20 protein-coding genes and 1 tRNA gene are annotated in these 23,722 nt (G+C 65.8%); 13 read left to right on the top strand and 8 right to left on the bottom strand.

Annotated elements, in window-relative coordinates; genetic code table 11:
• The first annotated feature begins 18 nt into the window (after window positions 1–18).
• The 4 genes from PXJ20_RS06990 to PXJ20_RS07005 all read left to right on the top strand — a co-directional run bounded on the left by PXJ20_RS06990 (window position 19) and on the right by PXJ20_RS07005 (window position 2,271).
• On the top strand, window positions 19–861 hold the full coding sequence (locus PXJ20_RS06990) for a class I SAM-dependent methyltransferase (protein WP_026121733.1): 843 nt from the start codon (window positions 19–21) through the stop codon (window positions 859–861).
• Window positions 858–1,307 carry a ribonuclease HI gene (gene rnhA / locus PXJ20_RS06995; protein ID WP_017776169.1) on the top strand — a complete coding sequence of 150 codons (450 nt, stop codon included), beginning with the start codon at window positions 858–860 and terminating at the stop codon, window positions 1,305–1,307. The genes PXJ20_RS06990 and rnhA overlap by 4 nt, the downstream gene beginning before the upstream one ends.
• Window positions 1,308–1,383: 76 nt before the next feature.
• Window positions 1,384–2,148 (top strand): DNA polymerase III subunit epsilon, encoded by a 765-nt coding sequence (gene dnaQ, locus PXJ20_RS07000; RefSeq protein WP_199540391.1) that lies wholly within the window; start codon window positions 1,384–1,386, stop codon window positions 2,146–2,148.
• Between the two features lie 48 nt (window positions 2,149–2,196).
• Window positions 2,197–2,271: transfer RNA gene (locus PXJ20_RS07005), tRNA-Val, on the top strand.
• A gap of 180 nt (window positions 2,272–2,451) precedes the next feature.
• Here PXJ20_RS07005 and PXJ20_RS07010 read toward each other — a convergent pair.
• Window positions 2,452–3,603: a hypothetical protein gene (locus PXJ20_RS07010; protein ID WP_421029630.1), complete on the bottom strand. Its 1,152-nt coding sequence runs from the start codon at window positions 3,601–3,603 to the stop codon at window positions 2,452–2,454.
• 243 nt (window positions 3,604–3,846) lie between these two features.
• On the opposite strand from PXJ20_RS07010, the gene PXJ20_RS07015 reads away from it, so the two are divergent.
• The 4 genes from PXJ20_RS07015 (at window position 3,847) to PXJ20_RS07030 (ending at window position 7,999) form a co-directional block, all read left to right on the top strand.
• The gene (locus PXJ20_RS07015) at window positions 3,847–5,199 is read left to right on the top strand and encodes an FAD-binding oxidoreductase (protein ID WP_421029631.1); all 1,353 of its coding nucleotides are present in this window, start codon (window positions 3,847–3,849) and stop codon (window positions 5,197–5,199) included.
• A complete protein-coding gene (locus PXJ20_RS07020) occupies window positions 5,196–5,942 on the top strand; it encodes an SDR family oxidoreductase (RefSeq protein ID WP_017776165.1) in 747 nt (248 codons plus the stop codon). The genes PXJ20_RS07015 and PXJ20_RS07020 overlap by 4 nt, the downstream gene beginning before the upstream one ends.
• Complete coding sequence (locus PXJ20_RS07025; protein WP_126876603.1) at window positions 5,939–6,418, top strand: GtrA family protein; 480 nt, start codon at window positions 5,939–5,941, stop codon at window positions 6,416–6,418. The genes PXJ20_RS07020 and PXJ20_RS07025 overlap by 4 nt, the downstream gene beginning before the upstream one ends.
• Window positions 6,419–6,565: 147 nt before the next feature.
• On the top strand, window positions 6,566–7,999 hold the full coding sequence (locus PXJ20_RS07030; protein WP_421029632.1) for a UbiA family prenyltransferase: 1,434 nt from the start codon (window positions 6,566–6,568) through the stop codon (window positions 7,997–7,999).
• A 42-nt stretch (window positions 8,000–8,041) separates the two neighbouring features.
• On the opposite strand, the gene PXJ20_RS07035 is transcribed toward PXJ20_RS07030, so the two are convergent.
• Both PXJ20_RS07035 and PXJ20_RS07040 read right to left on the bottom strand, forming a co-directional pair.
• The gene (locus PXJ20_RS07035; protein ID WP_421029633.1) at window positions 8,042–8,989 is read right to left on the bottom strand and encodes an SMP-30/gluconolactonase/LRE family protein; all 948 of its coding nucleotides are present in this window, start codon (window positions 8,987–8,989) and stop codon (window positions 8,042–8,044) included.
• Window positions 8,986–9,819: an NAD-dependent epimerase/dehydratase family protein gene (locus PXJ20_RS07040; RefSeq protein WP_421029634.1), complete on the bottom strand. Its 834-nt coding sequence runs from the start codon at window positions 9,817–9,819 to the stop codon at window positions 8,986–8,988. The genes PXJ20_RS07035 and PXJ20_RS07040 overlap by 4 nt, the downstream gene beginning before the upstream one ends.
• Window positions 9,820–10,103: 284 nt before the next feature.
• Between PXJ20_RS07040 and PXJ20_RS07045 the strand changes: the two genes are divergently transcribed.
• Together PXJ20_RS07045 and kdgD are read left to right on the top strand one after the other, a co-directional pair.
• Entirely contained in the window at window positions 10,104–11,096 is a 993-nt protein-coding gene (locus tag PXJ20_RS07045; protein WP_026121414.1) for a LacI family DNA-binding transcriptional regulator, read from the top strand.
• Between the two features lie 124 nt (window positions 11,097–11,220).
• A complete protein-coding gene (gene kdgD / locus PXJ20_RS07050) occupies window positions 11,221–12,168 on the top strand; it encodes a 5-dehydro-4-deoxyglucarate dehydratase (RefSeq protein WP_233425701.1) in 948 nt (315 codons plus the stop codon).
• Between the two features lie 70 nt (window positions 12,169–12,238).
• On the opposite strand, the gene PXJ20_RS07055 is transcribed toward kdgD, so the two are convergent.
• Window positions 12,239–13,015 (bottom strand): FadR/GntR family transcriptional regulator, encoded by a 777-nt coding sequence (locus tag PXJ20_RS07055; RefSeq protein WP_421029635.1) that lies wholly within the window; start codon window positions 13,013–13,015, stop codon window positions 12,239–12,241.
• Window positions 13,016–13,267: 252 nt separating this feature from the next.
• Here PXJ20_RS07055 and PXJ20_RS07060 point away from each other — a divergent pair, with 252 nt between their 5' ends.
• Both PXJ20_RS07060 and gudD read left to right on the top strand, forming a co-directional pair.
• Entirely contained in the window at window positions 13,268–14,710 is a 1,443-nt protein-coding gene (locus PXJ20_RS07060) for an MFS transporter (RefSeq protein WP_421029636.1), read from the top strand.
• 127 nt (window positions 14,711–14,837) lie between these two features.
• Window positions 14,838–16,196, top strand: coding sequence for a glucarate dehydratase (gene gudD / locus PXJ20_RS07065; protein ID WP_421029637.1), 1,359 nt, complete (start codon window positions 14,838–14,840; stop codon window positions 16,194–16,196).
• 16 nt (window positions 16,197–16,212) lie between these two features.
• Here the strand turns inward: gudD and PXJ20_RS07070 are convergent, their stop codons facing one another.
• Both PXJ20_RS07070 and PXJ20_RS07075 read right to left on the bottom strand, forming a co-directional pair.
• Entirely contained in the window at window positions 16,213–17,103 is an 891-nt protein-coding gene (locus PXJ20_RS07070) for a hypothetical protein (RefSeq protein ID WP_421029638.1), read from the bottom strand.
• Window positions 17,104–17,335: 232 nt separating this feature from the next.
• A complete protein-coding gene (locus PXJ20_RS07075; RefSeq protein ID WP_421029639.1) occupies window positions 17,336–18,400 on the bottom strand; it encodes a glycosyltransferase family 4 protein in 1,065 nt (354 codons plus the stop codon).
• Between the two features lie 692 nt (window positions 18,401–19,092).
• Here PXJ20_RS07075 and PXJ20_RS07080 point away from each other — a divergent pair.
• Window positions 19,093–20,928 carry an ABC transporter ATP-binding protein gene (locus tag PXJ20_RS07080; RefSeq protein ID WP_413212232.1) on the top strand — a complete coding sequence of 612 codons (1,836 nt, stop codon included), beginning with the start codon at window positions 19,093–19,095 and terminating at the stop codon, window positions 20,926–20,928.
• Between the two features lie 58 nt (window positions 20,929–20,986).
• On the opposite strand, the gene otsA is transcribed toward PXJ20_RS07080, so the two are convergent.
• On the bottom strand, window positions 20,987–22,444 hold the full coding sequence (gene otsA, locus PXJ20_RS07085) for an alpha,alpha-trehalose-phosphate synthase (UDP-forming) (RefSeq protein ID WP_421029640.1): 1,458 nt from the start codon (window positions 22,442–22,444) through the stop codon (window positions 20,987–20,989).
• Between the two features lie 79 nt (window positions 22,445–22,523).
• Complete coding sequence (gene otsB / locus PXJ20_RS07090; protein ID WP_421029641.1) at window positions 22,524–23,276, bottom strand: trehalose-phosphatase; 753 nt, start codon at window positions 23,274–23,276, stop codon at window positions 22,524–22,526.
• Between the last annotated feature and the right edge of the window lie 446 nt (window positions 23,277–23,722).

Here is a 23,722-nt window from a genome sequence, read left to right on the forward strand (position 1 = left end):
GGCGACGCATTCTTCAATATGTCTGACCGACCGATTATAGACTGGCCCGCCTGGATCGCCTCGCCGCCCGGCCGCTACGTGCTGGACTGGGAACAGGAGCAGCTGGACCGCGTGGTGTCGGACGTCTTCGGCTATCACGCACTGCAACTCGGCCTGCCGCAACTCGACGGACTGCGCGAGAACCGCATGCCATGCCGGGGCCTGCTGCTCGACGCCCAAAGCGTCGCGAGCGCCCCCTACACCCTGCCGCGCGAGGCCGGCATCGCCGGGCCGGTTGCGCCCGTCTGGCCGGCACCCGCGCCGCGTCATGCCCCAGAGGGCCGCAGCGTGGTGTGGTGCGACCTGCTGGACCTACCGCTCGAAACGCAAAGCGTCGACCTCATCGTGATGCCGCACACGCTCGAGTTCACGAGCGACCCCCACCGTCTGCTGCGCGAGGCCGAGCGCGTGCTCATGCCAGAAGGGCAACTGGTGATTCTCGGCTTCAATTCGCTCAGCCTGTGGGGCGCCCGCCAGTCGGTGGGCAAGGTGGCGGGGCGCCCGTTCCTGCCCGGCGAGCACGACCTCATCGCGTTCACGCGTCTCAAGGACTGGATCAAGCTGCTCGGCTTCGAACTTGAACGCGGGCGCTTCGGCTGCTATCGTCCGCCGCTTGCCACCGACCAGTGGCTCGCGCGCTACGCCTTCATGGAAAGCGCAGGCGACCGCTGGTGGCCCATCTTCGGCGCCGTCTACATGGTCACGGCGATCAAGCGCGTGCGCGGCATGCGCCTCGTCGGGCCCGTGAAGGTGAAAAAGCCGGTGCTGGCCGCCGGCCTCGCGCCGGCCGCCACCCCTCATCCACGCAACAGGAACCCATGACTTCTCCCGACTTCGTCGAAATATTCACGGACGGCGCCTGCAAGGGCAATCCCGGTCCGGGCGGCTGGGGCGCGCTGCTGCGCTTCGGCACGCAGGAAAAAGAACTGTTCGGCGGCGAGGCGCAGACCACCAACAACCGCATGGAACTGATGGCTGTGATCGCCGCGCTGGACGCGCTCAAGCGCCCCTGCCGCGTAGTCGTGCACACCGATTCGCAATACGTGCAGAAAGGCATCAGCGAGTGGATTCACGGCTGGAAGAAAAAGAACTGGATGACCGCGGCGAAAACGCCCGTGAAGAACGACGATTTGTGGAAGCGGCTGGATGCGGCCGTCGGGCGCCACGAGATCGAATGGCGCTGGGTCAAGGGCCACGCCGGCCATCCGGAGAACGAGCGCGCCGACGCGCTCGCGAACCGCGGCGTCGCCGCGCTCGCGCCCACGTGAAGCCGGCCTCACAGCCACAGCTCAGGCAAGCGGCTAAAGCCGTTTCCCGCAACACCTCAACGTAGAACCGCTCAACATGCGCCAGATCATTCTCGATACCGAAACCACCGGCCTCAACGCGCGTTCCGGCGACCGCATCATCGAAATTGGCTGCGTGGAACTGGTGAACCGCCGGCTGACCGGCAATAACCTGCACTTCTATGTGAATCCGGAACGCGATAGCGACCCGGGCGCGCTCGCTGTACACGGCCTCACCACCGAATTTCTGAGCGACAAGCCCAAATTCGCCGAAATCGCCGACGCGCTGCTCGACTTCGTGCGTGGCGCGGAAATCATCATCCATAACGCGCCGTTCGACATCGGCTTTCTCGAAGCGGAATTTGCGTTGCTCGGACTGCCGTCGTTTCGCGAGCAGTGCGGCGAAATCATCGATACGCTCGTGCAGGCCAAGCAGATGTTCCCGGGCAAGCGCAATTCGCTCGACGCGCTCTGCGACCGCTTCGGCATCAGCAACGCGCACCGCACGCTGCACGGCGCACTGCTCGACTCCGAGTTGCTCGCGGAGGTCTACCTGTCGATGACACGCGGCCAGGAAAGCCTCGTGATCGACATGATCGGGGAAACCGCCGCGGCGGCGGGTGAAGCCGGCGCACCGCTGCTGCAGGCGAGTTCGCTGGCCCTGCCCGTGATCGTTGCGACCGACGAGGAACTCGCCGCACACCAGGCGCTGCTCGATGGCCTCGACAAGGCAGTCAAGGGAACGAGCGTCTGGCGGCTCGAACCGGCGCCCGTTGCGACGGCCGAAGCTGCTGGCAAAACCGTCGATACGCAGACTGCTTAAAAAGTGCTTTACGAAGCGAGAGGAGTCTGACATAATGCGCAGCTCTTCGGGCGGTTAGCTCAGCGGTAGAGCACTGCCTTCACACGGCAGGGGTCACTGGTTCGATCCCAGTACCGCCCACCAGAATTCGTGGGTGTGTCGGAAGCCCGAAGAACAAAGGCCCTCAGGCGAAAGTCTGAGGGCCTTTTTCATTTCCGGCTCCTTACTGGCAACCGGATCCGCCTCGCATACAACATCAACGGGGCATTACCAGCTCACCCGACCTGCATTCGACCTCATCGGGTACAGCCACGCGCGCAACATTCATCCCGATGTGGCAACTACCTGCGCCGCACGCGCGCCTGCACTGGCCTCCACCGGCGCAGCTGCCACGCGGGCCGTCGCGCCGGCCCGGGCCAGATACGCCGCGATACTCGCGCACATCACGAGCGTAGCCGGCACGAACAGCATGCTGAGCGCCCTCACCTCGTCCTGATAACCCAGCGCGACGAACAGCGGCACGTTGATCGCCGCGGCAATGAGCGTGTGTTGACGCAGTGCTCGCGGCAGCGCACGCCAGCCCGCGCGTACCGTGAAGGCGAGCGCGGCCAGGATCAGCACGTTGACGCCTTTCGGCAGCAGCACGCCATACGTCCACTCGCCCAGCAGATAGTTGCGCGGATTCAGCAGGAAATGCAGGTTCAGCCACAGGTTGAAGATCGCGGGCTGGCCCGGGTTGTGCGCGTAATGCAGCTTGACTGCGACGTTGACGAGCGCGCCCACCGCAACGCACGCTGCCACGCCGAGAAGCGCAGTGCGCCTCGACGCAGTCTGCCGGACCAGCGGATACAGCGCGATCACGAAAACCGCGAACGATTCCTTGTTGAAGGTGGCCACCAAAGTGAGCGGAATCAGCCACTGCCAGCGGCCGCGCAACGCCAGCCAGACGGCGAGCGCCATGAACAGCAGCTCGACGAAGTCGTAATAGAACGACGCGGGCATGGCGATCGCGAACGCAAGTGGCGCGAGGGTGGACGCAGCTTCGTTGCCGGTCACCTCCATGCACACGCGCCGCAGCATCAGCATGGCGGCAACGAGCGCGCCGAACGTCAGCCCGTATGCCATGTAGTAGCGCAGCGCGTAAGGCGGAGCGTCCGAGCCGGCAGCATGGGCAAACGACGCGCGCAACGGGCTGTGCTTCGGCGCCTCGGTGGCGAGATGCGCGAGGAAGCGCTGCTCGACGGCCTGAGGCACCGCTTTCGCAGCAACATTGACGACCGCAGGAAGCAGTTGCCGGTACACGTACGGACGCTCGGCCGTGCCGTCGACGATCGCGACGAACGACGTGCCGGCGTCGCCATCGCGAAAGCCGTATTTCGCCAGGAAGCCGCAATACGATGCCGCGGCAACGAGGACGTAGACGCACAGCAGCATCGTCGTGCGCGTGGCGGCGCGTGACAGTGCAGACACGTTCATGGCTCGCTCCCCTCTATCGCTATGCGCGTACTCGTCGTGACAGATGCGCGCGCGGCCGGCCGCCGACGCAACCGCACGCACATGGATCCGTCCGACGATGGTAGGCAGGCAGCGCGCCGGCAACCGTGTGCTGCCGTACGAAGCCGCCCATGCCCGCGTGTGCCTTGGCGCACGGTTCGCGGCCGGCGGCCGGCATACGATCGGCGGACCGCCGCAGCCTTGGGCTGGCTCCAGGATCTGTCGATGCATGCAATGAGGCTATTGTCATGGGGCCGCTATCCCGCGATCCCGCAGACAGGTCACGCGTTGGCGTGGCCCGATGCAGCCGCGCGCGCGTTGCGCCAGTTGGCTGCGCAGGCAGGCACCACGCTGCCGTTCGGCAATGGCCGCAGCTACGGCGACAGCTGTCTTGCCGCAAGCGGCCACGTGCTCACGCTGGATTCGCTCGACCATTTCATCGCTGCCGACTGGCAAGCCGGCATCCTGCGCGCGCAAGCCGGCGTGACGCTCGGCGAGGTGCAGGCGCTCGCCGTCGCGCACGGCTGGATATTGCCGGTGACACCCGGCACGCAGTTCGTCACGCTCGGCGGCGCGCTCGCCAACGACGTGCACGGCAAGAACCATCACGTCAGGGGCACGTTCGGGCGACACGTTCGGCGTTTTCGTCTGTTGCGTTCCGATTCGCCGCCGCTCGAATGCAGCGCCGACGAGCACGGACTGCTCTTTCGCGCAACGATTGGCGGCCTAGGGCTGACCGGCGTCGTCGAATGGATCGAACTGCAACTGATGCCCGTGCGCTCCAGCTTGCTCCATGTCGAGACTGTTCCGTTCGCGCACGTCGACGAATTCCTCGCGCTATCCGATGCGCTCGACGCGCAACACGAATACGGCGTGGCCTGGGTGGATTGCATGAGTCGCGGCGCCGCGCTCGGGCGCGGCATCTATATGTCCGCCGATCACGCGGATGCCGACGCGTCTGTCGCTGGCCACGACACGCGCCCGCAAAGCAGCGGCCTGTGGCGCATTCCGTTCGCACTGCCCTGCTCGCCTGTGAACCGCCTGACGCTCAAGCCCTTCAACGCGCTCTACTACCATCGGCAGCGCGCCCGGGCCGCTCGAACTCGAGGCGGCAGCTGGGTCGATTACGCGCGCTATTTCTATCCGCTCGATCGCATTCGCGACTGGAACCGGCTATACGGCCGCAACGGTTTCCAGCAATACCAGTTCGTCGTGCCGACAGCAGCGGCGCACGACGCACTGCGCGCCGCCCTCGAGGCCATCGCGGCACATGGCAGCGGTTCGTTTCTCGCGGTGCTCAAGCGCTGCGGCACGTTGCCCTCGCCCGGGCTGCTGTCGTTTCCGATGCCGGGCATTTCACTCGCGCTCGACTTTCCGCAACGCACGGTGCGCGACGCGCGTCTGTTCGACCGGCTCGATGCCATCGTGCGCGAGGCAGGCGGCCGCCTGTATCCGGCGAAAGACGCGCACATGAGCGGCGCGGATTTCCGCGCCGCCTATCCGGCATGGCAAACCCTGGAAAGCCTGCGCGATCCGGCTTTGATGTCCCGCTTCTGGCAACGGACGACACAATCATGAAGAACATTCTGATCATCGGCGGCGCTTCGGCCATTGCGGCCGCGTGCGCGCGCGAATGGCTGCGTGCGGCGCAGCCGGTCGGCTTTTTCCTGGTGGGCCGCGATGAAGCCCGGCTCGCCTCGGTCGCGAACGATCTGCGTGTGCGCGGCGCGGCGCGCGTCGAGACCTACGTGCTCGACGTGAACGATCTTGCGCTGCACCCGCCCATGCTCGAGGCCTGCGTTGCCGCGCTCGGGCGCATCGATATCGCCCTCGTGGCGCACGGCACGCTCGCCGACCAGGCAGCCTGCGAACGCGATCCTTCCGCGGCAGTCGATGCCTTCATGACCAATGCGGTGTCCACCATCGCGCTGCTCACGCTGCTGGCGCAGCGTTTCGAGGCGCAGCGCGGCGGTACGCTGGCCGTGATTTCCTCCGTGGCGGCCGATCGTGGCCGTCCTTCGAATTACGTGTACGGCGCCGCGAAGGCCGCCGTCACGACCTTCTGCGAAGGGCTGCGCGCGCGCCTGTTCAAGTCCGGCGTGCGCGTGCTCACCATCAAGCCCGGCTTCGTCGCAACGCCCATGACAGCCGGCCTGCCCTTGCCCGCGCCGCTCGTCGCATCGCCGCAGCGCGTGGCAACGGACATCGTCCGTGCGATCGGTCGCAGCCGCGACTCGCTCTACACGCCGTGGTTCTGGGCCGAGGTCATGCTGGCAATCCGCTTGCTGCCGTCATTCGTGTTCAAGAGGCTGTCGCTGTGAGCGCCCCCGCGCCTCAGCTCTCGCGTGCGCAGATCGTCTACTGGTATGCGTTCTTCGCCGCACTTTCGATTGCCGCCAACCTCGGCGTGCAAACCATTGCATATCGCGTTTATCTGGGCGCGGCCGGCTGGCTCGCCGACGCCGATCTGTTCTGCACGGCAGCCAGCTCGCCCTGCGCCGCATGGGCGGTGCCGTTTTCCGTCTGCGCAGGCACGGGCATGGGGCTCGTCGTGAAGTACCTGCTCGACAAGACATGGATATTTCGCTACGAGCACCGCAACGCCGCGCACGGCGCGCGCACGTTCGTCTTGTACGTGGTGATGGGAATCGGCACGACGCTCGTCTTCTGGCTCTTCGAATTCGGCGCGCAGGCGCTCTTCCACACGGAGCCGGCGCGGCTGGCGGGTGGCGCGCTCGGTCTCGTGGCGGGTTACGTCGCAAAGTACAGGCTCGACAAGCGCTTCGTGTTTGCCTGATTGCGCGTGCGTTCGCGTACGGAAACGCTTTGCGCGAACCGACAGAATGACCTCGAAAAGTCCGGACATGCGATGCGCGGCGCGCAGCGCGGCCCGATCCCGTTTTGCTTGCTGCCGGGTCGCACGCCACCGGCGCGGAGACCACCCATGGCCACGCTGCCTGCTGCGTCGCCAGTGCCGCTGTGTGTCGATCTCGACGGCACGCTTGCGCGCACCGATCTGCTCTTCGAAGCGTTCTTCGCGCTCGCAAGGCAGAATCCGCTCGCGTTGCTGCTGTGCATCGTCTGGATGCTGCGCGGACGCGCCTATCTCAAGGAGCAGATTGCGAAACGCGTAACGCTGGACGCAAGCATGCTGCCGTACAACACGCAACTGCTCGCCTACCTGCGCAGCGAACGCTCGATCGGCCGCGAACTGTATCTGTGCACTGCCACGCACGGCACGCTCGCGGAACAGGTGGCCACGCACATCGGCCTCTTTACCGGCGTATTCGCGACGCGAGGACAGCTCAATCTGCGCGGCTCGAACAAGGCGCGCGTGCTGGTCGAGCAATTCGGCGACGGCGGCTTCGACTACTGCGGCGACGCGCGCGCCGACATCCCCGTATGGCGGCGCGCACGCCGCGCGATCGTGGTGGGGAGCCGCCACATCGAAGCGGCGGCGCGCAAGGTCAACGCAACGACTATCTTCTTCGACGACAATCGGCACCGGTTGCCGCTTGCGCTCAAGGCGATGCGCCCCTACCAGTGGATCAAGAACGTACTCGTGTTCGTTCCGCTGCTTGCCGCGCATCGGCTCGCCGACCCGCTCGCGCTGCGCGACGCCTGCATTGCGTTCGCCGCGTTCTGCCTGTGCGCGTCGTCGGTCTACCTGCTCAACGACATGCTCGATCTCGACGCCGACCGCCGTCACGTGCGCAAGTGCAGCCGGCCGTTCGCCTCGGGCAATCTGCCTCTTTCGTGGGGTGTGGTGCTGACTGTCGTGCTGGCCACTGCGGCGGGCGGGCTGACCGTGTTGCTGCCTGCGCCGTTTGCGGCGGTGCTGGCCGGCTACTTCGCGGCCACGCTCGCTTATTCGATCGCGTTGAAGCGCATGGCGCTGGTCGACGTATTCGCGCTCGCCTGCCTGTACACCGTGCGCGTGATTGCTGGCGGCGCGGCCACCGGGATCATGCTGTCGCACTGGCTGATCCTCTTCTGCGTGCCGATTTTCCTGAGCCTTGCCATGGTCAAGCGCTATGTCGAACTGGATGCGATTCTGCGCGAGGGCAAAGCCGAGGCGGCGGGGCGCGGCTACATCACGCAGGACATGTCGATCCTGCGTTCGTTCGGTACGGCCTCCGCGTATCTCGCGGTGCTGGTGCTCGCGCTGTATCTGAATTCGCCCGAACAGCGGCTGCTGTACAGCCATCCTCCCGCGCTGTGGATGCTCTTTGCGCTCACGCTGTTCTGGGTGAGCCGCATCTGGATGTTCGCGTTTCGCGGCAGGATGCACGACGACCCGATCGTGTTCGCGTTTCGCGACCGCGTAAGCGTGGCGGTCATCGCGCTGTGCGGCGCCAGCATGCTGCTCGCCATCTGAGGGATCTGGGGAGGAAGACGCCGCGCCGTGGCCCCCGCGGACTTACAGCACGCCCGCGTACTCCGTTTCCGGCAAGCCGACCACGCCGGGTCTCACCGCGAACACGGCGCCGTCGTCGTCGGATGCGCTATTCGCAGGCTGGATCGACATCACGAACAACGTTTCGAGCCCACTCCCGCCGAACGCGCACATCGAAGGCTTCACTACGGGCACTACGATCTCGCGGTCCAGCGCGCCCTCTGGCGTGAAGCGCAAAACACGGCCCGCGTCGTTGGCGCAGATCCAGTAGCAACCGTCGGCATCGACCGCCGCACCGTCGGGCCGGCCCGCGTAGCGATGCAGGTCGGCGAACACGCGGCGGTTGTGCGGAATGCCAGCGTCCGTATCGAAGTCGAATACCCAGACGAGCCGCCGGGAAGGATGCGAATCCGACAAATACAGGGTCCTGCCATCCGGCGACCAGGCAAGACCGTTCTGCGTTATAAGCCCGTCGACAACCGGTGCCGACAGCATGCCTTCGGCGTCGAATCGATAAAGCGCGCCAGCCGGGTTGGCAAGCGACATGTCCTGCACCATCGTCCCGGCCCAGAAGCGCCCCTGGCGATCGCAGCGGCCGTCGTTGAAGCGCATGTCGGGCGCCGCGTGAACGGGCGTGGCGAGCCTTCGCACCTGGGCTCGCCACGCTGCGCCGGGCGCTGCGGTGAAATCGGCCGCGTTTGCCGAATCCGCCGTCTCCGGCAGCGTCACAGCAAAGATGCCGGTCTCCAGCCCCGCGATGAGACCCCCACCCCGCGCAAACGCGATGCACGCCACACGCTCCGGCAAGAGCCACTCGGTCCGCGCGCCGTCATCGATGCGCAACCGCACGATTTTTTGCGCCGGAATATCGACCCAGTACAGCGCGTTCTCCTGCGCGCGCCATACCGGGCTTTCGCCCACCTGCATGCGCCCCGCAGCGGCAATGCGTTCGACGTGGCCCGCGCCGCTCACCGGCCACGCTCCAGCGGCTCGCCCACCACGAACGCGCCGCCCTGGAAGCGTTGCGCGGGGTCGTCGTAGGCGGCGGTCGGCGCGCTCACGGGAAAGCGGCCTGCAAACTGCGCCGAGCTGTCCTGCGGACAGAAGCCGAGAAAGCCGACCTTGGTGTTGTCCCACCACTTCGCCGGGTTGTCCGATACGCCGTAGACGATCGCGTGTCCAACACGGTTCGTGAACAGCGAGCAGCGTACGAGTTCGACGAAATCGCGATAGCTGAGGAAGGTCACGAGCATGCGCGGATTCTTCGGCTCTTCGAACGACGAACCAATGCGCAGACACACCGTTTCAATGCCGAAGCGGTCGTAGTAGTACCGCGAAAGCGCCTCGCCGAAGCACTTGGTCACGCCGTAAAGGCTGTCGGGACGCTGCGGCGAATCGGCGTCGAGTACTTCGGTCACCGGATGAAAACCGATGGCGTGATTGGAACTCGCGAACACGACGCGCTTCACGCCATGGTGCTGCGCCGCGGCGTAGAGGTTGTAGGTGCCGCGGATATTGGCTTCGATCAGGTCGTCGAACGGCGCGTCCACCGAAATGCCGCCGAGGTGGATCACCGCGTCCACGCCTTCGAGCAGCGCATCCACCGCGGCGCGATCGGCCAGGTCGACCACCGATGCCTCTTCGTGTGCCGCGACCGCCTCGAGCGGGGCGACGTCCGTGATGCGGACCGCGTCCGCCCATTGTGCGAGCGGGCCGCGCAACTGTTTGCCGAGGTTGCCGGCCGCGCCGGTCAGAAGCAGCCGCCGGAAAGGTTTGCGCGACGCCGCTGATTCGTTGCTCATGAATGCCACCCAGATGGATTGAGGATTGAGTAATGGATTGGCCTCGCCCTGTCTCCGGGGCGCAGGCGGCGCGAGAGAAAACGTTTTCCCGATAATAAGGTGGTGCGGTAAGCGAGTCAATCCGGCCCTACCGCGAACTAGGGATCGCCGCTTCGTCAAGTCCGGTGAGCAAAAGAAGCGCACGCGCGACGGCAAAACGACATCGGTACGAGCAGGTGAGTGACAGCAGAAGCCGTCTTCCGCGAAAATGCAGTTAACAATTCGAGAAAACGTTACCTCCACCGATGAAGAAATCGTCCCCTACCATCCGTGATGTCGCCGCCGCAGCGGGTGTCTCCGTTGCCACCGTCTCGAAGTACATGAACGGCGCGCAGCGCTTTTCCGCGCCGGTAGAAGCCCGGCTGAAGGCTGCCATCGAGGCGCTCGGCTACCGCTCGAATCCGCTCGCGCGCTCCATGATCACCGGCAAGACACGCACCATCGGTCTCACGGTTCTCGATATCTCCAACCCGCACTTCACGAACATCGTGAAAGGCGCGAACCGGGTCGCGCTGCAGCACGACTACACGCTGCTGCTGGTGGATACCGAAGAAAACCAGGCGCGCGAGCGGCCGCTCATCGAAGCCCTGGCGCTGCGCGTCGACGGCCTGATCGTGAGTTCGCGTATGCCCGACGAAGCGTCGGACTGGATGCTCGAACTCAACAAACCCGTGGTGCTGCTGCGACGCAGTCCGCATCTGCAGATTCCGAGCGTGGGCATCGACAATCATCTGGCCACCTACATGCTGGCGCGCCATCTCGTGAATCAGGGACACCGGCACGTGGCGTACCTCGGCTTCGGCCAGGCGCGCGTCAACGACGAGCGGATTCGCGGCGCGCGCGAATGCCTCGCCGAGGCGGGTCTCACGCTCGAGGTGTACGACGCGCATGCGCCCACGGCGCAGGCGGGCGAGCGGGCCTGTTCGTCGGTGATGCTGGGTCCGTCCCGGCCCGACGCGGTGATCTGCTACAACGACCTGATCGCGCTCGGCTTCATGAAGGAAGCGGCCTCGCTCGGGTTCCGGCTGCCGCAGGACGTATCCGTCACGGGCATCGACAACGTGCCGTATGGCGAATACGCGTCGCCCGCCCTCACCACGGTCGATATCCAGAGCGAAAAGATGGGTGAGCTGGCCATGCAGAAGCTGCTCGAGGCGCTCGCCGGCAAGCGCGAAAGCGGCTACGCAACATTCGAGCCGCGCCTGATCGTGCGCGAATCGACCATCCGGCGCAATTGAGGACGCGCCTGAAGACGCGACCCGAGGCGTGGCGGGCTGAACGTCACGCAAGTCATACGTTCGCCCGGTAGCGCCTTTAATGAAAAGCGTTGCCGCTCGCCCGATTGATGTTGTACGATGACCGATGTCTACAACGAACCGCGCGCAGCGCACGTCCACCATGACCCCTCAAGAGCTGAAGACAGTCCTTTCTTCGGGCCTGCTGTCGTTCCCCGTCACCGACTTCGACGCCAATGGCGATTTCCGCCCGGACACCTACGCGGCGCGCCTCGAATGGCTTGCGCCCTACGGCGCGAGCGCGCTCTTCGCCGCAGGCGGCACCGGCGAGTTCTTCTCGCTCCAGCCGGGCGAGTTCACGGACATCATCCGTACCGCGGTCGAAACCTGCCGCAACAAGGTGCCGATTCTCGCCGGCGCCGGCGGCCCGACGCGCACCGCCATCGCGTTCGCGCGCGAAGCCGAACGCGTGGGCGCGCAAGGCGTGCTGCTGCTGCCGCACTACCTCACGGAAGCGTCGCAGGAAGGCCTCGCGGCTCACGTGGAGGCGGTGTGCAAGTCGGTGAACTTCGGCGTGGTGGTGTACAACCGCGGCGCGTGCCGTCTGCAGGCCGACACGCTGGCGCGCCTTGCTGACCGCTGCCCGAACCTGGTCGGCTTCAAGGACGGCATCGGCGACATCGAATTGATGGTCACGATCCGCCGCAAGCTGGGCGACCGCTTCACGTATCTGGGCGGCCTGCCTACGGCGGAAGTCTACGCAGCCGCATACAAGGCGCTTGGCGTGCCCGTGTATTCGTCGGCGGTGTTCAACTTCATCCCGAAAACGGCCGTCGAGTTCTACCAGGCAATCGCCAACGACGATCACGCGACCGCTGGCCGTCTGCTGGACCAGTTCTTCCTGCCGTATCTGGAAATCCGCAACCGCCGTGCGGGCTACGCCGTGAGCATCGTCAAGGCTGGCGCGCGACTGGTGGGCCACGACGCGGGTCCGGTGCGCGCACCGCTCACCGACCTCACCGAAGAAGAGTGCGCGAAGCTCGACGCGCTCATCAAATCGGTTGGCGCGCAGTAACGAGTAACGGCACGCGCCACGCGCCGCCGGTTGTGCCCCGGCGGCGCGCAGGCAAGCATTTAATCGGGAATTAAAGCGAATCGCCGCCTGCCTGCTCGGCCGCCTCGTGGGCACGGCGCAGCCGCTCCCGGCTCTTGGCGAGATGAGTTCGCATCGCGGCGCGCGCCGCCTCCTGGTCGCGCCGCGCAATCGCTTCGTAGATGTCCTCGTGCTCCTGCCCGAGGCGCGCGGCATAACGGTCGGCATCGTCCTCCGCGAAGCTCGCCGAATTCAGGCGCGTGCGCGGAATCAGCGTCGTGCCCAACTGCGACATGATGTCGACGAAATAGCGGTTGCCCGTGGCTTTTGCAATCTGCAGGTGAAACGCGTAGTCGAGCGTCGCGGTCTCGCCGCCTGATTTCGCCGCGGCTGAAATGGCGTCGAGCGCACGCCTCAGCGCGGCCAGGTCCTCGGCCGTCGCGCGCTGCGCCGCGAGGCTCGCACATTCGCTTTCGAGGCTGATGCGCAGTTCGAGAATGGCCAGCACGTCACGAATCGTCGTGATGGTGGCCGGATCGATACCCACCGGCCGGCTCGCGCGCTCCAGCACGAAGCTGCCAATGCCATGCCGTGTCTCGACCAGACCGCTTGCCTGCAACCGCGAGATTGCCTCGCGCACCACCGTCCGGCTCACGCCTTGAGCCAGCATGACTTCGGTTTCCGTCGGCAGTTTGTCGCCGGGGCGCAGCGTGCCGGCCTCGATCTGCGCCGTGAGCGCGTCGACGACTTCCTGGGCAAGGCTGCGCACGCGACGGCGGGGCGAAACTCCCGCTGGGCTGGAGGGCGGCGGCACGGTAGGCGCAGACATGATGGGCAAAATCCTCGCGACAGACCGGCAGGCGAATGCTGCCCGGTCCAAGGCTCGTTTAAGGGTTAACGCGGGGTAGGTCTCTCAAAGCTGAGTTCATTATACTGCGTCACATGTCATCTGATGACTGATGATATGGATTCCGATCCAGCTCTCGAGCGCCGGCCGTCGTCGTATTCCCAAGATCGGCTCGCGTCCGCCCAACCGCGGCAATCCACCGCCAGCAGTCCCTTCCGGTTCCGGTCCTTCGTCATGACTGAATTCAACAAACGTATCGGCGCTTCGGCAGAAACGGCATCCGCCATCGTTCAGCAGCCGTCCGGCGCGAATGCAAGCGCGGTAAACGCGCGAAGCGACGCACGGCGCACGCGCGCCCGTCACCTGATCGTGCTCATGCTGTTCGTCGTGACGACGCTCAACTATGCCGACCGCGCCACGCTTTCCATCACCGGCACGGCGATGGAACACGCGCTGGGCCTCACGCCCGTCTCGATGGGCTACATCTTTTCGGCATTCGCGTGGGCTTATGTGGTCGCGCAACTGCCAGGTGGCTGGCTGCTCGACCGGTTCGGCTCGAAGCGCACCTACGCGCTCAGCATATTCTTCTGGTCGGTGCTCACCATGATGCAAGGCTGGGTGGCCGGGCTCGCCGTGGGCACCGCGGTCGCCGCGCTCTTTGCCCTGCGCTTTCTCGTCGGCGCAGCCGAAGCGCCCTCTTTCCCAGGCAACAGCCGTCTGGTGGCCACGTGGTTCCCGACCGCCGAGCGGGGCACCGCGGCCGCCATCTTCAATTCGGCCCAATACTTCGCCACGGTGCTGTTCGCGCCCATCATGGGCTGGATCACGCACGCCTTCGGCTGGCCGCACGTGTTCACGGTGATGGGTCTGCTCGGCATTCTGATCGCCGCCCTCTGGATGAAGACGGTCTACACGCCGCGCGAGCATCCGTTGATCAATGAAGCAGAGCTGCGCTACATCGAAGAAGGCGGTGCGCTCGTGGATCTCGACCGGCAGCGCGGCACTGCGGCCACAGCGCGGCCCGCGCCGCGCGTGAAAGTGGGCGCGTGCCTCAAGGAGATGCTCGCGAGCCGCATGCTGCTTGGCGTCTTCATCGGCCAGTACTGCATCACCACGATCACGTACTTCTTCCTCACGTGGTTTCCCATCTACCTCGTCCAGGAGCGGCACATGTCGATCCTGAAGGCGGGATTCGTCGCGGCGATTCCGGCGATCTGCGGGTTCCTCGGCGGCGTGCTGGGCGGCGTGATCTCCGACGCGCTGCTGCGTCGCGGCCATTCGACGACCTTCGCGCGCAAGGTGCCGATCGTGGCCGGCATGCTGCTGTCGACCGCGATGATCGCGTGCAACTACGTCGACACGCAGTGGCTCATCGTCGCGATCATGGCGCTCGCGTTCTTCGGCAAGGGCGTGGGCGCGCTCGGCTGGGCCGTGGTTGCCGATACGGCGCCCAAGGAAGCGAGCGGCCTGTGCGGCGCCCTCTTCAATACGTTCGGCAACACGGCGGGCATCACGACGCCCATCGTCATCGGTTACCTCGTGCAGGGCACCGGCTCGTTTGCGGCCGCGCTCGTGTTCGTGGGCGCCAACGCGCTCGTGGCCGTCGGCTGTTATCTGTTCGTGGTGGGCGAAATTCGCCGCGTCGAACTCAAACACTCGCTGATCGCTTCGGCATGATGTTGCGCCTCACGTCACGTCGCGCACCCCACTGCTGTCTTTGCCGCGTGGCGGCCCTGCCGTACGCCGCCACGCTTCTGTGCCTCACTCGCTGCTCCGGCGTTTTTTCACCCCACTGCATCTGACCATGAACGCTTCCGATTCCCTGCGCCCCACCGACGCGCCGCGCGTCACCGACCTCCAGGTCATTCCCGTCGCCGGCCGCGACAGCATGCTCTTGAACCTGAGCGGTGCGCACGGGCCGTTCTTCACGCGAAACCTGGTAATCCTCAAGGACAGCGCCGGACATACGGGCGTGGGCGAAGTGCCGGGTGGCGAAAAAATCCGCCAGACCATCGACGATGCGCGCCCGCTCGTGGTGGGTCAGCCCATCGGCGCCTTCAACAATGTGCTGAACGAAATGCGCCGGCGCTTTGCCGACCGCGACGCAGGCGGCCGTGGCTTGCAAACCTTCGACCTGCGCACCACGATTCACGCCGTCACCGCGCTCGAAGCGGCGCTGCTCGACCTGCTGGGCCAGCACCTCGGCGTGCCGGTCGCGGCACTGCTCGGCGAAGGCCAGCAGCGCGACGAGGTGGAGATGCTGGGCTACCTGTTCTATATCGGCGATCGCCGCAAGACCGACCTGCCCTATTCCGAAGGCGCCGATGCCACCGATGACTGGACGCGCCTGCGTCACGAGGCTGCGCTCACGCCGGAAACGGTGGTGCGCCTCGCGGAAGCGGCGCACGCGCGCTACGGTTTCAACGACTTCAAGCTGAAAGGCGGCGTGCTGCGCGGCGACGAAGAGATCGCGGCCGTCACCGCGCTCGCCGAACGCTTTCCGCACGCGCGCATCACGCTCGATCCGAACGGCGCCTGGTCCCTCGCCGAGGCAATCCGCCTGTGCCGCGACCAGCACGACGTGCTCGCCTACGCCGAAGATCCGTGCGGCGCCGAAAACGGCTACTCGGGCCGGGAGGTCATGGCCGAATTCCGCCGCGCGACGAGCCTGCGCACGGCCACCAACATGATCGCCACGGACTGGCGCCAGATGGGTCACGCCATCCAGCTTCAGTCGGTGGACATTCCGCTCGCCGACCCGCATTTCTGGACCATGCAGGGTTCGGTGCGCGTGGCGCAGATGTGCAATGACTGGGGGCTCACGTGGGGCTCGCACTCGAACAACCACTTCGACGTTTCGCTCGCCATGTTCACGCACGTCGCGGCCGCGGCGCCCGGCAAGATCACCGCGATCGATACGCACTGGATCTGGCAGGACGGGCAGCGCCTTACCCATGATCCGCTGAAGATCGTGGGTGGCAAGGTGACGGTGCCGCAGCGCGCGGGGCTCGGCATCGAGCTCGACATGGATGAAGTGGCGAAGGCGCACGAGTTGTACAAACAGCACGGCCTGGGCGCGCGCGACGACAGCGTCGCGATGCAGTACCTGATCCCGAACTGGACCTTCGACAACAAACGCCCTTGCCTCGTACGCGGCGCGTAACGCCCGCCGCGCGCGATTACGCCTGCTTCAATGTGGCGTCGAGCGCGCGGGCGGCGATGCGGTCCCGCTCGGTAACGAGCGGGACGCGGAAAACCGTCTGCCGGTTATGGCCCGCCGCAGCCGGCGAATCCCACAGCAATTCGACTCTCGGCCAGCGCCCCCAGCCCGCAAGGCTTGCCCGATTCGGCGCAGTGCGCGCCGCGCCGGGAAGCGCAGAACCCGAACCGGCTGGAACGGCATCCGAATCGGGAACATCCGCGCCTGCGGCGAAGGGTGAAATCGATGCACCGGGCGCAGAAGCGGTTATTGCCGGCTGGGCCGTCTGGGGCCAGCGCACCGAGAGTTCGCGCGCATCGTATTGCCCGATCTTGCGGCTTTCGGCCCAGACCACCGCGGTACGTGTCGTTCCATCGAGCGACACCGCGTAGCGGCCAATCGCAAATCGACGCGCGGCGACATTGGTTCTCCACAGTGCACGCGGCCGGCAAATCCACAGTACGACGGCATACAGCGTAGGCGCCGCCACGAGCCAGCCGTTCGTCTCGGCCACGGCGAGAAGGGCGCGGCGCCATCCGGCGGTCCACACGAACGCGCCCACGGTCCAGACGGCAAAGACGAAGCCGAGAAAGGCGAAGAGCCGCAGCGCTTGACGCAGCCATTGGGGCAGCGGGTGAAACGGACGCTCCGCGCGAGCCCGCGCGCCGGGCAAAAAGATCAGCAGGAACAGGAAGACGAGATTGATGCAGGCCCACGGCGACGACGCCATGGCGGCAAGTGCGGAGAGCAGATGCATCTCCGACATCGAGAACAGCCAGCGGACCAGGATCACGAGACCGATGGCGCGCAGTGCGAAGAGCGTGCCCGCGCCGGGCGCCGCGTTCGCGCGCGTCTGTTTCGTTCTCGTCAAGGCCATTCTCCTGTCGTGTGCGGCGCCGCATTTTTGCGGCACGGCCATTATAGGGACATTGGGATGGCGCCTCATTCCTCGTGTGCCGAAAAACACCTTTCGCGATGCTTTCCGCACGCGCGGTGCGGCGCAGATGCAACAACGCCCCGTTGCCGGAGGCAAACGGGGCGTTGTTCGCGGCAGCTTGATGACTGCATCAAGCCACTCAGAACGCGCCTGCGCGCGCTGACAATCAGCCGGCGGCGACTTCGCGCAGCACCGTGCGACGCTTCTGGCGCAGCAGTTCTTCGTACACGGCCACGTAGTTCTTCGCCATGACCTTCGACGAGAAGCGCGCTTCGAACGCCTTGCGCACGTTCTCGCGCGGCAGGCTCGACAGGCGCTTAACGGCTGCGACGGCGCTGATCTCGTCTTCCACGACGAAGCCCGACACGCCGTTCTCGATCACTTCCGGCACCGAGCCGCGCTTGAACGCGATCACCGGTGTGCCGCAGGCCATTGCCTCGATCATCACGAGACCGAAGGGCTCCGGCCAGTCGATCGGGAACAGCAGCGCGTGCGCGCCGCCCAGGAACTCGGCCTTCTCGGCTTCGCTGATCTCGCCGATGTACTCGACGTGCGGCAGCGCCATCAGCGGCTTGATCACTTCGTCGTAGTAGGCGCGGTCGGCCTTGTCGAGCTTGGCGGCGACCTTCAGCGGCATGCCGGCCTGCTCGGCGATGCGGATCGCCGTATCGAGACGCTTTTCCGGCGAAATGCGGCCGAGGAACGCGAGGTAGCTCGGCAGGGTGTCGGTACGCGGCGTGAGCAGGTTGTCGGGCAGGCCGTGATAGACGGTCTGCATCCACTTCGCCTGCGGCAGCGGAATGCGCTGGTTATCGGAAATCGACACCACCGGCACGTCATTGAACGTGCTGAACACGGGTTGCAGTTCGGGCAGGTCGAGGCGGCCGTGCATCGTGGTGACGAACGGCACCGGCTGGCGCGAGAACAGCGAGAACGGGTAATAGTCGATGTGGAAGTGCAGCACGTCGAACTCATCGGCACGGCGGCGCACCTCTTCGAGCAGCAGCATGTGCGGCGCGACCGTGTCACGAATGGTGGGGTCGAGGCGCAACGCCTGCGGCCAGAAGGCTTCGAGCTTTGCGGAAGTTTGCGAGTCGCCGCTTGCGAACAGCGTCACGTCGTGGCCTTGTTCGACGAGCGCTTCGGTCAGGTAGGACACCACCCGTTCCGTGCCGCCATACAGCTTGGGAGGAACCGCCTCGTGCAACGGAGCGATTTGAGCGATTCGCATAGTGGTGAACTCCTTCCTCGTAATAAATCGGGCAAAAATACTGCAGGTTGACTGATTGGCCACCGCTATGGACCGCGCGGGCCATCCCCGGCAGCAAGCCCCATTCCCGGCAGCACCCGCCTGCCTTCATGGCAGGACGGTACACCGGCGGTAAACGTTCAGAAAGAACTGGCGTTGACAGTTCTTCAAAATTCTGTAATTTGCCGGCCAGGCGGTTCGTATTATCCGCGCTGCAACAATTCGGCCGAGGTCAACATTTCAAATACTTTACGTTGTTACAAAGCCGAAACACTTTGCAACCCATTGTTTTCTAAGACACTTCTAGATTGGAACGCTTTCGCGGCAGCCGTTGCCACCATCCTTCGAAGGGCTTTTCGCAGAGCATCGAACCAGCCGGCGCGCACCTTGCTCCACTCCCGGCGCCGAGACCGAATGCAAACTGTAATTGTAACGTTAATTGCCGCTGTGATCCGCGTTGAACCACCGCAGCAACAACGGGTCGACGAGGCATGCACCCCGCCGTTCTGTCGCGCTATGATGCGCGGCCCATGCGGCAAACCGTACAGCGGAGCGTGGCATGCACGTTTAAAATGCCGGAACGCCTATCCGCTCTCGCCGTCACTCGCCGTTGCGGCATCTCCGCAACCCGGCCGCGTAGCCAACCACCCGTTGCTGACCGACGACACGCTCAATTGGAACATTTGACCACTGCCCAGCGTAACGCCCACAACGCAAAGCTCGCGAGCTATGCGCACCGGCCGCTCGCGTTCCTCTTCCGCTTCATCCGCCGCCATCCGCTCGCGCATGCCATCGTGCTCGCCAGCGTGTTTGCGGCCGTGGCCTGCGCGCTCGCCTCCCAGTACGCCATCAAGCATCTGATCGACGTGCTGGGCGCGGGGCGCAACCATCCGGGGCCGCTGTGGGGCGCGTTCGCGATCCTCGTCGGGCTGATCGCCGCCGACAACCTGCTGTGGCGCGTAGGCGGCTGGGTTGCTGCCCACACTTTCGTCGCGGTGACGGGCGACCTGCGCCGCGACCTGTTTCAGTACCTGAGCGGCCACTCGCCCACCTACTACGCCGAAAAGCAGCCCGGTACGCTCGCGAGCCGCATCACGGCAACCTCGAACGCCGTCTACACGGCCGAGAACACGATGGCCTGGAACGTCCTGCCGCCCTGCATTGCGGTGATGGGCGCGATCGTCATGATCATCACGGTCAATCCGCTGATGGCGGGCGGCCTGCTGCTGTGCTCGGCGATTCTTTCGGTCATCCTCTACAAGCTGGCGGGCCGCGGCTCGGCGCGACACCACCAGTTCGCCACGCGGGCGGCGTCCGTGGACGGCGAACTCGTCGACGTCATCGCCAACATGGCGCTCGTGCGCGCCTTCGGCATGACGCTGCGCGAGCAGAAGCGCTTTGGCGCCACTGTGAAGGCCGAGATGGACGCGCGCCAGAACAGCCTGCTGTATCTCGAAAAACTGCGGCTGCTGCACGCCGTGATCACCGCGCTGCTCTCGGCAGGACTGCTCGGCTGGGCGCTGTGGCTGTGGAACCAGGGGCGCGCTACTTCGGGCGACATCGTGCTCGTGAGCTCGCTTGGCTTCACGATCCTGCACGGCACGCGCGACCTCGCCGTGGCGCTCGTCGATGTCACCCAGCACATCGCGCGGCTTGCCGAAGCCGTGCAGACGCTGCTTGAGCCACACGGCATGCCGGACCGCAACGACGCCACCACGCTCGTGGCCAGCGGCGGGCGCGTGGAGTTCGACAGCGTGACGTTCGCGTATCCGCGGCGCAAGCCGATTCTCGACCACTTCGACCTGCGCATCGAGGCCGGCCAGCGGGTGGGCCTGATCGGCAAGTCCGGAGCGGGCAAATCGACGGTGCTGGCGCTGCTGCAGCGGTTCTACGACCCACAGGGCGGCCGCATTCTGATCGACGGCCAGGACATCGGCGCGGTCACGCAGGACAGCCTGCGTCACGCCATTGCACTCGTGCCGCAAGACATCTCGCTCTTTCACCGCACGATCTACGAGAACATCGCCTACGGCCGCCCCGACGCCACGCGCGAAGAAGTGATCGCGGCGGCGCGCGAGGCGCGTTGCACCGACTTCATCGAAGCCATGCCCGAAGGGTTCGACACGATCGTGGGCGACCGCGGCGTGAAGCTCTCCGGCGGTCAGCGGCAGCGCATCGCGATCGCACGCGCCATCCTGAAGGACGCGCCGATCCTGCTGCTCGACGAAGCGACGTCCGCGCTCGACAGCGCGTCGGAGGAAGCCATCCAGCAGGCGCTGGACCGGCTGATGGTGGGCCGCACGGTGATCGCCATCGCGCACCGCCTGTCGACGCTGCACAACTTCGATCGCATCATCGTGATGAGCACGGGCAAGGTGATCGACGACGGCAGCCCTGAAGAACTGCGCGAGCGCCCCGGCCTCTATCGCGACCTGCTCGCCAAACAGTACGGCAAGACGTCCACGCTGCATCTGGGCAGCAAGAAGGTCAACGAGAAGCACGTCGCCTGAGGTGGCGGGGCCGCAGCAAGCCTCACCCGCCAGCGGCACGCTGCAACCGTCTCAGCCCCTACTCTGCCGCCAGCGGCACCTGCGGCGCGGGCCCGTCGCTCGCCGCCTGCGTCACAGTATCTCCGCCACTCGCGCCCGCGCGCGCCAGATCGCGCATGAAGTTGTCGCGCCACACCGAGACGTTGTTCTCGCGCAGTCGCGCCATCATGTCCCGATAGCGCGCCTGGCGCTCCTCGAGCGGCATCGCAAGCGCGGTGGCCAGCGCGTCGGCCATGCCGTCGATATCGAACGGATTCACGATCAGCGCGCCGCCCAGTTCCTGCGCCGCACCGGCGAACTGCGAGAGCACCAGCACGCCCGGATTCTCTGGGTCTTGCGCCGACACGTACTCCTTCGCCACGAGGTTCATGCCGTCGCGCAGCGGCGTGACGTAGCCCACGTGCGATGCGCGAAAGAGCGCCGCCAGCACCGACCGCTCGTATTGCCGGTGGATGTAGCGGATGGGCGTCCAGTCCAGTTCGGCGAAGCGCCCGTTGATGCGGCCCGATTCGGCTTCGAGGCGCAGGCGGATGTCCTGATAGGCGTGCAGATCGGCGCGCGTGGGCGGGGCGATCTGCAGGAACGACACCTGGTTGCGCTGTGCCGGCGCGAGGTCGATCAACCGCTCGAACGCGCGAAACCGTTCCACGAGCCCTTTCGAGTAATCGAGCCGGTCCACGCTCATGATGACCTTGCGCGAATGTAGCGTCGCCTTGAGCGTGCGCACCGGCTTGCCGCGCTCACCGGCTTTCGCCAGTTCCGCAATCTCGTCCGGGTAGACGCCGATCGGATAGGCCCCGGCCCGCAGCGTGCGGCCGAATGCCCGCACAGTCGTGAGACCATCGGACCGCAGCTCCACCGCACCCGCCGCTTCGTTCACGACGTAGTCGCAGAACGCGCGCAGGTCGGGCGCCGTCTGGAAACCGAGCAGATCGAACGCGCAGAGTGCCTCCACGAGCGCACGATGCGGCGGCACCGCGAGCAGCACCTGCGATGCGGGAAACGGAATGTGCAGGAAGAAGCCGATGCGGTTCTTCACCCCCGCCGCGCGCAAGGCCTGCGCGAACGGAATCAGGTGATAGTCGTGAACCCAGATCACGTCGTCGGGGCGCAGGAGCGGAGCGAGCTGCTGGGCAAGCCAGGTGTTGACGCGGCAATAGCCTTCGAAGTCGTGGCGGTCGTACTGGATCAGATCGGCGCGGTAGTGAAACGCGGGCCACAGCGTCGCATTCGAAAAGCCCCGGTAGTACTGGTCGTAATCGCGCCTCATGAGGCCGATCGTCGCGAACGTCACGGGGCCGCGCTCTTCGAGCTGAATCTCCAGTTGTCCCGACGAAAGCACGTCGCCGCTCCAGCCGAACCACATGCCGCCGGTTTCCTTGAGCGCATCGTAGACGCCGACGGCAAGACCGCCCGCCGCGGGTCCGCCCTCCGAAATAGGCGCCACGCGGTTCGACACGATAATCAATCGGCTCATGAAAGGCAGGTTCCGTACGAAGACAAATGGAGCGGCGCGGGCGCGCGGCAAAGGCCGGAACGCACCGCGGCGCGTAAGCTCACGTCGCGCCCTGGGCGTGCGCGACGATCGAGCCAAGCCAGGCGAGCAGCGAATCGACCGACTCGACTCGCGCGCGGGCGATGGTATCGCCGCCGCCGACCTTGATGGAGAGCCCGCCGTGCTCGTTGACCACGGCGAAGCCCTTCTCGTCGGTCAGATCGTCGCCGGCGAAGAGCGGCGTGCGGCCGGCAAACGGCGGCTCGTCGAGGAAAGCGCGCAGCGCGCGGCCCTTGTCGACGTCCTTGGGCTTGATCTCGTAGACCATCTTGCCGGGCTGCAGCACATAGGCGCCTGCATAGTCGGCTACGAGCCGTTCGGTGGCGGCGCGCGCGACCGCTTCCCGCTCGGGCGCGTTGCGATAGTGGAGCGCGAGCGCGGCGCCCTTGATCTCGAGCAGCATGCCGGGATTGCGGCTCACCACGTCCGCGAGCACCTGCTCCATGCGCAGCAGGCGCTCGTCGTTGAAGCCGACACGCTGGGTGTCGCCGTTCGCGTCGCGCCGCTCCGCACCGTGCATGCCCGCCACGGGCAGGTCGGGAATGCCAAGGAACGAATCGATGCTGTCGATGCCGCGCCCCGACACGATGGCCACCGCGCCATGCGAGAGACGACGCAGGTCATGGAGCAGCGACACCATTTCGGTCGGCACCAGAATGCCCTCCGGCGTAGGCGCCAGTTCGACGAGCGTGCCGTCAAAGTCGAAGAAGAATGCCGTCTGGGAGGGGGTAACCACGGCGGGAAGGAGTTGCATCTGGTTTCTGGCCTCTCGGCGGCGTGCGCCGGAAAAGTGAGCGAATCTTACCGCGCATCAGACAATTTTTCGACAACGTAAGCCTGGCGCGAACCTGAAGCGCTTCGTCCGACGACGCCCGGACGCGACCGCGCACGTGCCACAGCCGGTAGAACGCGACAGCGTTGGCTTCCATGCAGATCGCGAACAATCGGCCTGCGCGGACCTTTCCGCCTCACGCCGGTCAACATGCCCGCCTGCGGCAAATTGCCTCGCTTTCTCCTGCATTGCCCGCGTTTGCTGGCGCGGAAAGGGCACTGCAAGGCAGCGCGGAGCCGTTTTTGCTAGAGTCCCAGCCAAGGCGCGGCAAGCCGTCGCACTGGCATCCGCCGCGTTCATTGCGTCATCGCACAGCGTCGTTGCGCGCCGCCATTCACGTCAGCCAGCCCAAGCGCAGCCGCATCGCG

It is taken from the genome of Paraburkholderia sp. A1RI_3L (assembly GCF_048957895.1).
Lineage (GTDB): Bacteria > Pseudomonadota > Gammaproteobacteria > Burkholderiales > Burkholderiaceae > Paraburkholderia > Paraburkholderia kururiensis.

Bases quoted from the DNA above. Each gene is read 5' to 3' on its own strand.
- PXJ20_RS07015 (WP_421029631.1), top strand. From the start codon at position 3,847: ATGCATGCAATGAGGCTATTGTCATGGGGCCGCTATCCCGCGATCCCG.
- PXJ20_RS06990 (WP_026121733.1), top strand. From the start codon at position 19: ATGTCTGACCGACCGATTATAGACTGGCCCGCCTGGATCGCCTCGCCG.
- PXJ20_RS07055 (WP_421029635.1), bottom strand. From the start codon at position 13,015: ATGTCTGCGCCTACCGTGCCGCCGCCCTCCAGCCCAGCGGGAGTTTCG.
- PXJ20_RS07040 (WP_421029634.1), bottom strand. From the start codon at position 9,819: ATGAGCAACGAATCAGCGGCGTCGCGCAAACCTTTCCGGCGGCTGCTT.
- otsA (WP_421029640.1), bottom strand. From the start codon at position 22,444: ATGAGCCGATTGATTATCGTGTCGAACCGCGTGGCGCCTATTTCGGAG.
- rnhA (WP_017776169.1), top strand. From the start codon at position 858: ATGACTTCTCCCGACTTCGTCGAAATATTCACGGACGGCGCCTGCAAG.
- PXJ20_RS07010 (WP_421029630.1), bottom strand. From the start codon at position 3,603: ATGAACGTGTCTGCACTGTCACGCGCCGCCACGCGCACGACGATGCTG.
- PXJ20_RS07030 (WP_421029632.1), top strand. From the start codon at position 6,566: ATGGCCACGCTGCCTGCTGCGTCGCCAGTGCCGCTGTGTGTCGATCTC.
- PXJ20_RS07020 (WP_017776165.1), top strand. From the start codon at position 5,196: ATGAAGAACATTCTGATCATCGGCGGCGCTTCGGCCATTGCGGCCGCG.
- PXJ20_RS07045 (WP_026121414.1), top strand. From the start codon at position 10,104: ATGAAGAAATCGTCCCCTACCATCCGTGATGTCGCCGCCGCAGCGGGT.
- PXJ20_RS07075 (WP_421029639.1), bottom strand. From the start codon at position 18,400: ATGCGAATCGCTCAAATCGCTCCGTTGCACGAGGCGGTTCCTCCCAAG.
- PXJ20_RS07060 (WP_421029636.1), top strand. From the start codon at position 13,268: ATGACTGAATTCAACAAACGTATCGGCGCTTCGGCAGAAACGGCATCC.
- kdgD (WP_233425701.1), top strand. From the start codon at position 11,221: ATGTCTACAACGAACCGCGCGCAGCGCACGTCCACCATGACCCCTCAA.
- otsB (WP_421029641.1), bottom strand. From the start codon at position 23,276: ATGCAACTCCTTCCCGCCGTGGTTACCCCCTCCCAGACGGCATTCTTC.
- gudD (WP_421029637.1), top strand. From the start codon at position 14,838: ATGAACGCTTCCGATTCCCTGCGCCCCACCGACGCGCCGCGCGTCACC.
- dnaQ (WP_199540391.1), top strand. From the start codon at position 1,384: ATGCGCCAGATCATTCTCGATACCGAAACCACCGGCCTCAACGCGCGT.